This is a genomic window from Metabacillus crassostreae (assembly GCF_016908395.1).
GTDB lineage: Bacteria > Bacillota > Bacilli > Bacillales > Bacillaceae > Metabacillus > Metabacillus crassostreae.
In genome coordinates, this window is sequence record NZ_JAFBDU010000004.1 from 343,833 (window position 1) to 356,336 (window position 12,504).

Below are 12,504 nucleotides of genomic sequence, written 5' to 3' on the forward strand. Positions count from 1 at the left end.
CCTTTCTTGAATCCGATTAGTCAAAGAACATATTATATTCAATATGTATGGCTAAAGTGCTAATAACGTACTATACAATGATTAATAAAGATATACAAGATACATTTCCCTTTTTAACGTAATCTTAAAACGTGTATATATTCTGAAAATGGATTTTGTTCCTTATGAGCCTACGCCAAAAAAGAATTTCATAAATAAAGACAAGATACAGCTCGTGCACTTGTCTTCATTATTTGTTATTTTAGCTTGCTGAAAGCTTGTTCGACGGCTGTTAATGTTTCCTCAATATCTTCTTTTGTATGAGAAATGGTTAAGAACCAAGCTTCGTATTTGGAAGGAGCCAGGTTAATTCCCTGGTGAAGCATAAGCTGAAAGAACTTCGCGAACATTTCACCATCAGTATTTTCTGCTTGTTCATAGTTAACTATTTTTTCGTCTGTGAAATAAATTGTTAGTGCACCTTTTAAACGATTAATTGTGATTGGGATATTATATGTACGAGCATGTTTTAATATACCTTCTTCAAGAATTGCACCGAGCTTGTCTAGGTTTTCGTAGACATTTTCCTGCTTAAGTACCTCTAAACAAGCAATACCTGAGAGAATAGATGCTGGATTTCCGGCCATTGTACCAGCTTGATAGGCAGGTCCAAGTGGTGCAACTTGTTCCATGATTTCTTTTTTACCACCATAAGCGCCGATTGGCAGTCCACCACCGATGATTTTTCCTAAAGCTGTTAAGTCAGGGTAAATGCCTAGGTAGTCCTGTGCTCCTCCGTACATGAAGCGAAAAGCTGTAATCACTTCATCATAAATAACTAATGCTCCTGCTTGATGCACAAGCTCGTTCACTTGCTCTAGAAATCCTGGCTTAGGTTCCACAATTCCGAAGTTACCAACAATAGGCTCAACTAAAATCGCTGCAACTTGATCTCCCCATTTATCGAGTGCTTCCTTTAATGGCTCAATCTCATTGAAGGGAACTGTGATTACTTCTTGTGCAATGCTTTTAGGAACACCGGCAGAATCAGGAGTTCCTAATGTTGATGGACCAGATCCAGCAGCAACTAGGACAAGATCTGAATGACCATGATAGCAGCCAGCAAATTTGATAATTTTATCACGACCAGTATAGGCGCGTGCTACACGAATAGTTGTCATGACAGCTTCTGTTCCAGAGTTTACGAAGCGTACTTTATCTAGTGCTGGCATCGCTTCTTTAAGCATTTTTACAAACGTAATTTCATGTGGAGTTGGTGTACCATATAAAACGCCATTTTCTGCTGCGGTTGTAATGGCTTTTGTAATATGTGGGTGAGCATGACCTGTAATGATTGGGCCATATGCTGCTAAATAATCGATATACTTGTTTCCGTCAACATCCCAAAAGTATGCTCCATTTGCTCTTTCCATAACAACTGGAGATCCACCACCAACTGCTTTATACGAACGTGAAGGTGAGTTAACACCACCAACGATATGTTTTAATGCTTCTTCATGTAGCTCATTTGATTTAGTGAATTTCATGGGTTCCTCCTACTATGTATAAAAACTTGAGAGATTATGCCTTATTCTAACATGAAAGCCGCTTCTTTAAAAAATATGAAGCATACAATTTGGTGAATTGCGATGTTTTCGGGTAAACTAGTAAGTTGTGGTGAAATTTGGAGGGACAAAAATGACAAATATCATTGAAGTTAAAGATTTGCGTAAAGAATTCAGATCATACTCTAGTCGTCAAGGACTTAAGGGTGCATTTCGTGATTTATTAAATAGACAATCAAAAATTATTCCAGCAGTTAATGATGTTTCATTTACGGTGAAGCAAGGAGAAATGGTTGGTTATATCGGTGAAAATGGTGCTGGTAAATCAACATCAATCAAAATGCTAACTGGAATTTTAACGCCAACATCTGGTCAGGTTATTGTGAATGGAATGAATCCTCATAAAGAACGTGAGCAATTTGTAAAATCTATTGGTGTTGTATTTGGGCAGCGATCACAGCTTTGGTGGGATATTGCTGTGCAAGAATCATTTCGTTTATTAAAAAAGGTTTATAAAGTTTCTGATGAAGATTATAAAGAACATATGGAGCATGTGATTGAAACATTAGATATTGGTCCTCTTTTAGATAAGCCTGTACGAAAGCTATCACTAGGACAAAGAATGAGATGTGAATTAGCAGCAGCACTTATTCATAATCCGCCACTATTGTTTTTAGATGAACCAACAATTGGTCTTGATGTTTTAGTAAAGCTGAAGATTCGTCAATTTTTAAAAGAGATGAATGAAAAATACAAAACAACGATTCTACTAACAACACATGATTTATCTGATATTGAAGCATTATGTGAACGAGTTGTGATGCTTGATGAAGGAAGAGTTATTTATGATGGGCAGCTTGCAGAATTACGATCACACTGGGGTGAAGGTAAGCAGGTTCAGTTTCAGTTCCAAAATGAAATTGTTGAAGATCAACTAACATTCTTAACACAGGATCTTGATGTTTTATGGCAAAAAGGAGATAAGTTAAATGTCTGGACAGCACAAATTAGTGACAAAGAAGCACCGATGTCTGAGCTTATTGGTCGTGTTGTTGGTGCACATGAAATTATTGATCTTAGTGTGACAGAAATTTCTACAGAAGAAGTGATACGTAACATATATGAAAAGGGAGAGGCCCTTTCAAGCTGAGGTGAAAAAATGGATAAATATATTGAAATGATACGAATCCGCTTTTTAATGATGCTTGCGTATCGTACAAATTATTACAGTGGAATTTTAATTTATAGTATTAATATAGGAGCCTATTATTTTCTCTGGACTGCTATTTATGGTGGGAAAGAGTCGATTGAGGGCCTCTCTGCAATTCAGATGACAACATATGTAGCTGTTTCGTGGATGGCAAGAGCTTTTTACTTTAATAATATCGACCGTGAAATTGCATTGGAAATAAAAGAAGGAAAAGTAGCTGTTGAGCTTATTAGGCCTTATAATTATCTAGGAATGAAAACTATGCAGGCTTTTGGTGAAGGGATTTTTCGTCTGTTGTTTTTCTCGGTACCAGGGATGGTTATCGTTGCGTTGGTTTTTCCAATTGAGTTTTCGGCAAATGGTATGACATGGCTATTTTTTGCTAGCTCACTCGTTTTTAGTTTTATAATTAATACACAAATAAATCTACTAACAGGTATGGTAACCTTTTTCTTATTTAATAATGATGGGTTAATGCGAGCGAAACGAGTTATTATCGATTTATTCTCGGGGCTATTGCTGCCGATCAGCTTTTATCCGATGTGGGCACAAGACGTGATGGCCTATTTTCCTTTTCAAGCAATCAGCTATATTCCTAGTATGATATTTACTGAAGGAATTCAAGGTAATGAAGTGCTGCAAGCTATTTTGTTACAAGGATTTTGGGCAGTTGTGCTACTCATTCCAGTTCAAGTGATATGGTCATTAGCGAAAAAACGAATGATTATTCAAGGGGGATGAGTTGATGTTCTATTTATCTATGCTAACTCAATATATTGGACAATATATGAAAACTCGTCTTCAATATCGAGCAGATATGGTTGTTGAGCTTTTATCTGATATGCTTTTTCAAGTGACGAATTTAGTGTTTATTCTTGTTGTGTTTGGTCATACCCAATTTTTAAGTGGTTGGTCACGTGATGAAATTATCTTTATATACGGATTTTTCTTAGTACCTTTTGCTATATTCGGTGCGTTTTTTAACATATGGGATTTTAATGAACGCTATATAGTGAAAGGAGAAATGGATCGAATTTTAACTAGACCGATTCATAGTCTTTTTCAAGTGATATTAGAAAGAATGGAGCTAGAATCACTTTTTGGAGCAGTTACTGGAATCATTATTATGGGATATGCTTCGATTCAATTAGGGTTAAGCTTTCAATGGTATGATTTTATTTTGTTCTTTGTTTTTGTCATAGGTGGTGCATTAGTTTATGCAGGAATATTTGTTTCACTTGCTACCATTGGCTTTTGGTCTGATGCGAGAACATCACTTATGCCAATGATGTACAACATCGGTAACTATGGACGTTATCCAGTTGATATTTATAATGCAGCCATTCGCTTTGTGTTAACATGGATTCTTCCATTTGCGTTTGTTGGAGTTTATCCTGCGGCATTTTTCCTTGAAAAAGAAGAGTGGTATTTTTATTCATTTTTAACACCGTTTATGGGAGTTGGATTTTTTATCTTATCTGTATTTCTATGGAATGCAGGGGTGAAAAGATATCGCGGTGCAGGGAATTAGAGAGAAAGAGCTTTGAGATTTTTCTAAGTAGTTCTTTTTAGGTGGAGAAACATACGAAATAATGTACCAATCAGCAGACCAAATCGCATAGGATTTGGTCTTTTTTCCTTATATATCAACGGATATTTGGTATTAACACTTGAATTATCATATCAAATAGCAACCAAATTAGCATAATGTCAATAGTTGTTGTGAATGTCTTTTCCCTATTTTAATTAGTATCCTATTTGCTATGTTGGATTTTATATACCAAGTAGATAATTGTAATTTTATGTTAAAATAAATGGAGAGTTTGTGAAAGAAGTTAGTTATTATTGTCCTATTGGGTGCGCGAGTGTTCAATAAAGAGCAGTCGCTTTATACTAACAGAGCAGTTTTGTTCAGTAAGGATATGGAACACATAATATATCAAAGGTTCAGGAGGAGTTATAGATGGAGTGGTCCCAATGGTTGCAAGGTGGTCCTTTCCTTGAAGTTAGTTTCTTGTTGGAACTTAAAGAAGAAAAAAAGAAAACAATACAGGATATTATAAATAAGTTATCGAGGGTCACAAATAAAGTTGAAATCGTCGACGAAAATGTTGATGATATTATTGATTTCTTTGATAGCGGTAATCCTTATGATGAAGAAGATCCTCAATCGATATATTTATACTCATTAAGATTAAAATTATATGTCTATTTATCATGTAAACGAAAAGCGACATTACAAATGGAAATGGTTTCTTCCAACGTGCTACTAGTGAATTTTTGGTTTTATGGAAGTGAATTTGATGCACCAGAATGGGACCAAATTGGCATAAAGAAGGAAGAATTTACAGGTTTTTTAAAAGAGTTGTATTCTGTTTATACATTTACAAAAGGCTTGATAAGGAAGGAATCCTTTTTGAAACGGGTAGTTTTTAAATGACTAGTCTTGTACAACAGGTGAACAAGACAATATAAAAAAGCTTGGGTATTGTTATTACTCAAGCATTTTTGTTTATTATCTGTATCACTATTAATCTACTAAACAAAGTTTGTTTTAGCTGTTATTTTAGATTTTTTCTTAAGCTCTTTTTTATTTGTTATATGTTGTACAACTCCAATGTTTTGAGCTTTGTTTATTTTCACTAATCCATCCTTCATTTTTCAATTGCTTTGCAACGAGCAAGTTAAAGAAGCCGTGTCCAACAACAGTTACTGATTCATGCTTCCTTGCTTCATTTATTAAAAATTGTGCAGCTTTTTTTACTCTTTCTTGAGCGTGTGATAAAGATTCATTATTATTAGAATATCCACAGAACCATAGGATTCTAAAGAGTGTTAACCACGTCTTAGGCGAAAATTTAATGCCGAAAACATTGCCAGAAGGTATTGGCAGGTCTACCTCTCGAAATATAGAATGTGATTCAACTTGCCGACCTTTTGTTAAAAATGAAGCAGAATCTTTTGCTCTTTTTAAGTCACTTGTTAGTAAAACGTTAGCTTCTGTGGCTTTTTTGATTGCTTCTCTAGGATATTCTTTTTCTTCAAAAATACTAACCCCATCATATTTTTTAACCCAATTATGTAGTTCTTTGCAAGTAACTGGTGTTTGGTCAGTGTGTATAGATCGACCATGACGAATAAGGGTTATTTCCATGTTTTTCACTCACCTATTTATCATTTGTTTCCAAAGGCGAAGATCAGCTCTGCTTCACAAACAATTTCATTATCAACTTTTGCTATTCCTCGACCTTTACCAATTGATCCTTTTATTCGTGTGATTTCTACTTCAAGTAAAAGCTGATTCCCTGGTTGGACTTGTTTTTTAAAGCGACAATTATCAATTCCTGCTAAAAAGCCTAATTTTCCGTAATTTTCTTCCTTAGACAACATCACAACAGCACTTACCTGCGCTAATGCTTCAACAATTAATACGCCTGGCATCACGGGATAATCAGGAAAATGACCTTTAAAGAACTCTTCATTTGCGGTTACATTTTTGATTGCTGTTGCTTTTTTGCCTTCTTCAATCTCTAGAATTTTATCTATTAAAAGAAACGGATAGCGGTGTTGAATGATTTTTTTTATATCAACAATATCTAGCAAAGTGTGAACCTCCTTTTATTTACAATTATATATTATCATGTGGATATAGAACCTGATACTAAAATGTAGATATTTTTATTTTTTCATAACCTTAATGGAGCTTGTATATATTGTACAAAGTGGTTGTTCAAAAGGGTGGGGGATTATGCAGCTGGTATTTTGTATTGGTATTGTGATTTGCATTTTTATGAGTTTTAAGAGTGTTATTATTGTTTGTTTTCAGAAGAATTTCCTATCCTTTGAAACGGTTGTGATGATCACTTATCTTTATTTGTCTTTGTTAGTAGGTTTTGGGATGATTTTTCTAATCTGTCTACAAAGCAATCTTCATGTGCTTGTTGAGGCCGGAAATCCTATTTCTGGTGATTATTTTGATAAACTTGGTACTTCCTTCTACTTTAGTGCTGTTACATTATTTTCAGTTGGGTATGGAGATATTGTTCCTGTTGGTTTAGGAAGATTAATAGCTGTAACTGAAGCACTTATTGGATATATCCTCCCAGCTGTTTTTGTTGCAAGAACAGTAATTGGTATAGATAAGCAGTAAATAGTTGTACGAAATGCAAAAGTTGGTTACGCTTATTTTATTACAATTATTTTGGAGGGATTATCATGACATTAGAAATTGGTCAAGCAGTTCCAAGTATCGAATTATTAGCTGACAGTGGTGAACAAACTACACTTGCTGATTATAAAGGGAAGTATGTTGTTCTTTATTTTTATCCAAAGGACATGACACCAGGATGTACAACAGAAGCATGTGATTTTCGCGATCAACACCAAAGCTTTGCAGATCTAAATGCAGTAATTGTAGGGGTAAGTCCTGATCCTCAGGAAAAACATAAGAAATTTAAAGAAAAGCATGATCTTCCATTTCAATTATTAGTTGATGATGAACATAAGTTAGCTGAAGCTTTTGATGTATGGAAGCTGAAAAAGAACTTTGGTAAAGAGTACATGGGAATTGAACGCTCTACTTTTATTATTGATCCAGAAGGAAAGCTGATTAAAGAGTGGAGAAAAGTAAAGGTGAAAGACCATGTAGAAGAAGCATTGCAATACATAAAAGAAATTCAATCGTAACTAGAGGGTGAAACATATGAGAGACGAAAGAATAACAAAGCTGGCATCTATTTTGCTGAATCATTCAGTAAAAGTGAATAAAGGTGAAAAAGTACTGATTCGTGGTCATTTAAATACAAAGCCATTAATAACAGAGCTTATTGACCAAGCGAATGAAATGGGTGCTTTTCCTTATGTTGATCTTTTTGATGATGAAATTAATCTTCATTTAGCTAAAAATTATCAACGAGAACAGCTTGAAACACAAGCTAAGTGGCAAATGCAGGTGTATAAAGATGTGGATGCTGTCATTATTATCATTGGGGAAGAAAATGATGCTGAAATGGCTGATATTCCAATGGAGAAGCATCGAATTCGTGGTGAAATTATGAAACCAGTTTCAGAGTTTTATGTTAATAACCGTAAATGGGTGTTATTAAATTACCCAACAAAGGGATTGGCGCAAAAAGCTGGTATGAGTACAAGAGCTTTTGAAGACTACTTATTTGATGTTTGCACAGTAGATTACGAAAAAATGGCTAAAGCAGTTGCTCCACTGAAAAATCTAATGAAAAAAACAAATTCAGTTCGACTTACAGGTCCAGGGACTGATTTGAGTTTCTCGATTAAAGATATTCCTGTTATACCATGTACAGGTGAAGCGAATGTTCCTGATGGAGAAATATTTACGGCACCTGTAAAAGATTCAGTTAATGGTACGATATCATTTAATACACCTTGTCCGTATCATGGTACAACCTTTAGAGATGTAAAGCTGACATTTGAGAATGGGAAAATTGTTGAAGCTACCTCTGATCAAACAAAGAAGCTAAATGATATTCTTGATACTGATGAAGGTTCAAGATATATTGGAGAATTTGCAATAGGGTTTCATCCATATATTGAAGAACCAATGGGTGATATTTTATTTGATGAGAAAATATGTGGAAGTCTTCACTTTACTCCTGGTGAGGCTTATGAAGAAGCGAATAATGGTAACAAATCGGCCATTCATTGGGACATGGTTCTTATTCAACGACCTGAATATGGTGGTGGGGAAATCTATTTTGATGATGTTCTTATTCGGAAAGACGGTAAGTTCGTGCTTCCAGAATTAGAAGGTTTAAATCAAGATAATCTAAAATCATAATAGCCTATTTTTATTCAACGAGACATACGTCCAGCCAAAAGCGGAATTTCTGCGTATTGTAAAGAGAAGGCATTACCTCCTCAAATGTTAGCGCCGGATTGGAAGTGCGGAACCCGAGCTCCGCACTCTTTTTTTATCTGACTTGATGTAATGATAAAAACAACTAGTTTTATATACTATAATACATAGTTTAATTTTAAAATTGAGAGAAACAAAGTTATAAAAAAGTGAGGGACTAATACTATGAATGTTTTATCAACTGTAAAATTAACTCATGCTATTAAAGAGCAGCTGGCAAATCATTTTCCGGCAATCACATTTTATCATGACCTAAAAATTGATGAAGCAGAGCAGTTGATAACAAAAGCTGATATTATCTTAACTTATGGAGAAGATTTAGGTGAAGATCATATAAAAGCTGCAACAAACTTAAAGTGGGTAATGGTCGCTTCAGCTGGCATTGAAAAGCTACCGTTTGATATATTAAAGGAGCGAAAAATATTAGTAACCAATGCAAAAGGAGTTCATGGAATTCCAATGGCTGAATATTGTTTAGCGATGATGCTTCAGGTGTCTCGTCAAGCTAAAGCACTGAAAGAGAATGAAAAACAACATAAATGGGACCGTTCGGTGAAGATGGATGAGTTGTATGGAAAAACAGTTTATATATTAGGAACAGGTGCAATTGGATCTGCAACTGCTAAGCTTTGTAAGGCATTCGGTATGAACGTAGTAGGGATGAACCGTGATGGAAGAAGTGTCGAGCATTTTGATACCACATATAAAAAAGACGACATCCTCCTACCTGTGAAGGATGCGGACTTCATTATCTCTGTTCTACCAAGTACCAGTGGTACAAAATCTCTAGTAAATGAAACATTTTTAAATACAATGAAGAGTGAAGCGGTGTTTATTAATATTGGTAGAGGAGATGTAGTCGTAGAAGAAGATTTGATTACTGCTCTGGAAAATAACAAGCTTAAACATGCTGTACTTGATGTATTTGAAGAAGAGCCATTAGGGAAGAAGCATAAATTCTGGGATATGGAAAATGTAACTATCACTCCGCATTTGTCTGGAATTACAGATTTATATTTACCACGAGCAATAGATATTTTCAAAAGAAACTTGAGCTATTATTTGGGTGGTAAACAGACAGATATGGATAATAAGATTAATCTTGATCAAAGATATTAGGAGTAAATGATATTATTTTGTTAATATTATGCATAGAAAGATTAATTGACAAATGTCTTCATTACAATGTACACTAATTATAAACATTATAAAGTAAGAATCTTTATAGAAGAGAGGTGCATGGCGGATGTCTGAACATCAATTAAAAGATGCGTTAGAAGCCTTGAAGGAAACAGGTGTTAGAATCACACCTCAACGTCATGCTATACTTGAATTCTTGGTCGATTCCATGACACACCCTACAGCCGATGATATATACAAAGCGTTAGAAGGAAAATTCCCTAATATGAGTGTTGCTACTGTTTATAACAACTTAAGGGTATTTCGTGAAGTTGGACTTGTTAAGGAATTAACGTATGGCGATGCATCAAGTCGATTTGATTTCATCACATCAGATCACTATCATGTAATTTGTGAAAGCTGTGGAAAGATTGTAGATTTTTCTTACCCAGGACTTGATGAAGTTGAGGCTTTAGCTGCACATGTAACAGGTTTTAATGTAAGTCATCACCGTATGGAAATATACGGAACTTGTAAAACATGTGAGCAGAAAGAAACTCATTAAAACAAGCTTCGTCAATTAGAAGCTTGTTTTTATTTTATAGTAACAAAAAAGAACGGTCCTTTAATTTTAGGAGCCGTTCTTTTTTGTTATTTTATTATTATGATTTTATGCTTTTGCGATTATAATTTTCGTCAAATTCTTTACCTTCTAAATCCTTGTCCAATGTTAATGGTTCTTTACAATACATACACATGTCAACACGACCGAGTATTTTAGTAGGCTTTTCACAGGATGGACAGATTACTTGGACAGCTTTTGTTGAAAGCATCCCAATCCAAAAATAAACAACTGTGCTAGCTACAATCGATAGCATTCCGAGCATCATAAAGATGGTCATCACCCACATATTTGTTCGAAAGAAAATGCCAAGATACATAATGATAAAGCCTACAAAGACTAAACTTAGTGCAAAGGTTCTAATTTTATTTATTTTACTACTATATTTACGCGCCATAACAAACCTCCTTTTTTAAATATAGCATAGCTTTTATGATAGATAAATTGTTATGTGAAGTATTAAATTAAGGATTGTATTAATTTTAGCAATTCCTTATACTATCAGATGTTAATTATAAAGAATAAAGCAGGGACATTGGTGATAATTTGTGTTTTTCCAATACTTTCAAATTACCATCTTGAAAAGGGTTTTTGCTTTTACGTGTAGAAGAATTAATAAACCCATTATATTGGAGGCATAATGATGGAAAATATTCTCCGTCCAATTTATCAAGAAAAAGCAAGTCATCCAGATACATTAGCTATTGTTATGATAGAAAAAACAAATCAAACATCTCCATTAACTGACAACTTAGATATGGCACTACTTGTTATCGTTAAGGAAGCAGAGCAACCACATTTCGTAAAGCATTATGAATATGAAAGTAAAAAAGCTTCCTTAACCATTATGACAGAAGAAAAGCTAAATGAAGTGATCCTTCTAGGCACAAATAGAAGAATCGTTGATTGGGTATTAAACGGCAAGATTCTTTTTGATCGCAATGAATATATAATCAAGTTAATAGATAGATTAAAAACGTTTCCCTTTACAGAAAGAAAGCTAAAGATTGGTATTGAATATGCAAAACTAATACGTAGGTACTTAGAAGGTAAAGTGTTTTTTGAATCTAACCAGCTGTTAGATGCTTATAATCATATTGTTCATGCTCTTCATCATCTTGCACGTTTAGAAGTAATTGATAGAGGGTACTATCCAGAAGTAACATTGTGGAATCAAGTTAAACAAATCGAACCTCAGGTTTATAAGCTATATAATGAACTTGTTATTAGTGATGAAACAATCGAAAAAAGATTAGAATTACTGTTTCTTGCTAGTGACTTTCTTATTCACTCTAAGACAGAAGTAGGGGCAGCACATATTTTAACTATTATGTCTGAAAAGGAATTTTGGCATTATAATGAACTGTTCAGTCATCCAGAGCTAAAATATTACGCTGTTGATCTCAGTGTTTTATTAGAATATCTTGTAGATAAAAATTATGTATCTATAGAAAGAATTGAAACAAAAGGTAAAGGTATTTATCATAGAGCATATTTTGTTCAAGAAAAATATTGACTTTAATTTTCACCTTTGCTATATTAATAAACGTCGCTGTTATTGAAACAGATATACAGCGGCTTTGCTTTACTAATTATGTCACTAACTTCTCTAGAAAAAATATTTTAAAAAAGAAGTTGACGATGTGGATTTGAAATGTTATATTAATAAAGTCGCTTCTAGACGAAACGACATAAATGATCTTTGAAAACTAAACAAAACCAAGCGTGCCAACGTTAATTTCGATTAACAAAACGTACTATATAGTACAAAACGAATTATATGAGCAAGTCAAACACTACTTTATTGGAGAGTTTGATCCTGGCTCAGGACGAACGCTGGCGGCGTGCCTAATACATGCAAGTCGAGCGAATTGATGGGAGCTTGCTCCCTGATATTAGCGGCGGACGGGTGAGTAACACGTGGGTAACCTGCCTGTAAGATTGGGATAACTCCGGGAAACCGGAGCTAATACCGGATAACATGTTGAACCGCATGGTTCAACATTGAAAGATGGCTTTTAGCTATCACTTACAGATGGACCCGCGGCGCATTAGCTAGTTGGTGAGGTAACGGCTCACCAAGGCGACGATGCGTAGCCGACCTGAGAGGGTGATC

Annotated in this window: 13 protein-coding genes, 1 rRNA gene and 1 pseudogene; 11 read left to right on the forward strand and 4 right to left on the reverse strand. The window is 34.6% G+C overall.

Annotated elements, in window-relative coordinates; translation table 11 throughout:
* Positions 1–236: 236 nt before the first annotated feature.
* Entirely contained in the window at positions 237–1,526 is a 1,290-nt protein-coding gene (locus tag JOC75_RS15160; protein ID WP_204954845.1) for a glutamate-1-semialdehyde 2,1-aminomutase, read from the reverse strand.
* 151 nt (positions 1,527–1,677) lie between these two features.
* On the opposite strand from JOC75_RS15160, the gene JOC75_RS15165 reads away from it, so the two are divergent.
* From JOC75_RS15165 to JOC75_RS15180, 4 genes are all read left to right on the forward strand, one after another.
* Positions 1,678–2,694, forward strand: coding sequence for an ABC transporter ATP-binding protein (locus tag JOC75_RS15165; protein WP_204954846.1), 1,017 nt, complete (start codon positions 1,678–1,680; stop codon positions 2,692–2,694).
* A gap of 9 nt (positions 2,695–2,703) precedes the next feature.
* On the forward strand, positions 2,704–3,495 hold the full coding sequence (locus JOC75_RS15170; protein ID WP_146950468.1) for an ABC transporter permease: 792 nt from the start codon (positions 2,704–2,706) through the stop codon (positions 3,493–3,495).
* A gap of 4 nt (positions 3,496–3,499) precedes the next feature.
* Positions 3,500–4,285 carry an ABC transporter permease gene (locus tag JOC75_RS15175; RefSeq protein ID WP_204954847.1) on the forward strand — a complete coding sequence of 262 codons (786 nt, stop codon included), beginning with the start codon at positions 3,500–3,502 and terminating at the stop codon, positions 4,283–4,285.
* A 432-nt stretch (positions 4,286–4,717) separates the two neighbouring features.
* Positions 4,718–5,194, forward strand: coding sequence for a hypothetical protein (locus JOC75_RS15180; protein ID WP_204954848.1), 477 nt, complete (start codon positions 4,718–4,720; stop codon positions 5,192–5,194).
* 150 nt (positions 5,195–5,344) lie between these two features.
* On the opposite strand, the gene JOC75_RS15185 is transcribed toward JOC75_RS15180, so the two are convergent.
* Together JOC75_RS15185 and fabZ are read right to left on the reverse strand one after the other, a co-directional pair.
* Positions 5,345–5,908 carry a histidine phosphatase family protein gene (locus tag JOC75_RS15185; protein ID WP_204954849.1) on the reverse strand — a complete coding sequence of 188 codons (564 nt, stop codon included), beginning with the start codon at positions 5,906–5,908 and terminating at the stop codon, positions 5,345–5,347.
* Positions 5,909–5,928: 20 nt separating this feature from the next.
* Positions 5,929–6,357: a 3-hydroxyacyl-ACP dehydratase FabZ gene (fabZ, locus tag JOC75_RS15190; RefSeq protein ID WP_204954850.1), complete on the reverse strand. Its 429-nt coding sequence runs from the start codon at positions 6,355–6,357 to the stop codon at positions 5,929–5,931.
* A gap of 145 nt (positions 6,358–6,502) precedes the next feature.
* Here fabZ and JOC75_RS15195 point away from each other — a divergent pair, with 145 nt between their 5' ends.
* The 5 genes from JOC75_RS15195 (at position 6,503) to perR (ending at position 10,331) form a co-directional block, all read left to right on the forward strand.
* The gene (locus tag JOC75_RS15195) at positions 6,503–6,904 is read left to right on the forward strand and encodes a two pore domain potassium channel family protein (protein ID WP_204954851.1); all 402 of its coding nucleotides are present in this window, start codon (positions 6,503–6,505) and stop codon (positions 6,902–6,904) included.
* Between the two features lie 65 nt (positions 6,905–6,969).
* Positions 6,970–7,440 carry a thioredoxin-dependent thiol peroxidase gene (gene bcp / locus JOC75_RS15200; RefSeq protein ID WP_204954852.1) on the forward strand — a complete coding sequence of 157 codons (471 nt, stop codon included), beginning with the start codon at positions 6,970–6,972 and terminating at the stop codon, positions 7,438–7,440.
* A gap of 16 nt (positions 7,441–7,456) precedes the next feature.
* Positions 7,457–8,569, forward strand: a complete 1,113-nt coding sequence (locus JOC75_RS15205; RefSeq protein WP_204954853.1) for an aminopeptidase — start codon at positions 7,457–7,459, stop codon at positions 8,567–8,569.
* Positions 8,570–8,812: 243 nt separating this feature from the next.
* Positions 8,813–9,766, forward strand: coding sequence for a D-2-hydroxyacid dehydrogenase (locus tag JOC75_RS15210; protein ID WP_204954854.1), 954 nt, complete (start codon positions 8,813–8,815; stop codon positions 9,764–9,766).
* Positions 9,767–9,893: 127 nt separating this feature from the next.
* Entirely contained in the window at positions 9,894–10,331 is a 438-nt protein-coding gene (perR, locus tag JOC75_RS15215) for a peroxide-responsive transcriptional repressor PerR (protein ID WP_146950476.1), read from the forward strand.
* A 97-nt stretch (positions 10,332–10,428) separates the two neighbouring features.
* Here perR and JOC75_RS15220 read toward each other — a convergent pair whose 3' ends face one another.
* Entirely contained in the window at positions 10,429–10,785 is a 357-nt protein-coding gene (locus JOC75_RS15220) for a YgzB family protein (protein ID WP_146950477.1), read from the reverse strand.
* A gap of 246 nt (positions 10,786–11,031) precedes the next feature.
* Between JOC75_RS15220 and JOC75_RS15225 the strand changes: the two are divergent.
* Positions 11,032–11,950: pseudogene (locus JOC75_RS15225) on the forward strand (nucleotidyltransferase-like protein).
* A 239-nt stretch (positions 11,951–12,189) separates the two neighbouring features.
* Positions 12,190–12,504: ribosomal RNA gene (locus tag JOC75_RS15230) — 16S ribosomal RNA — on the forward strand; the annotation flags it as partial.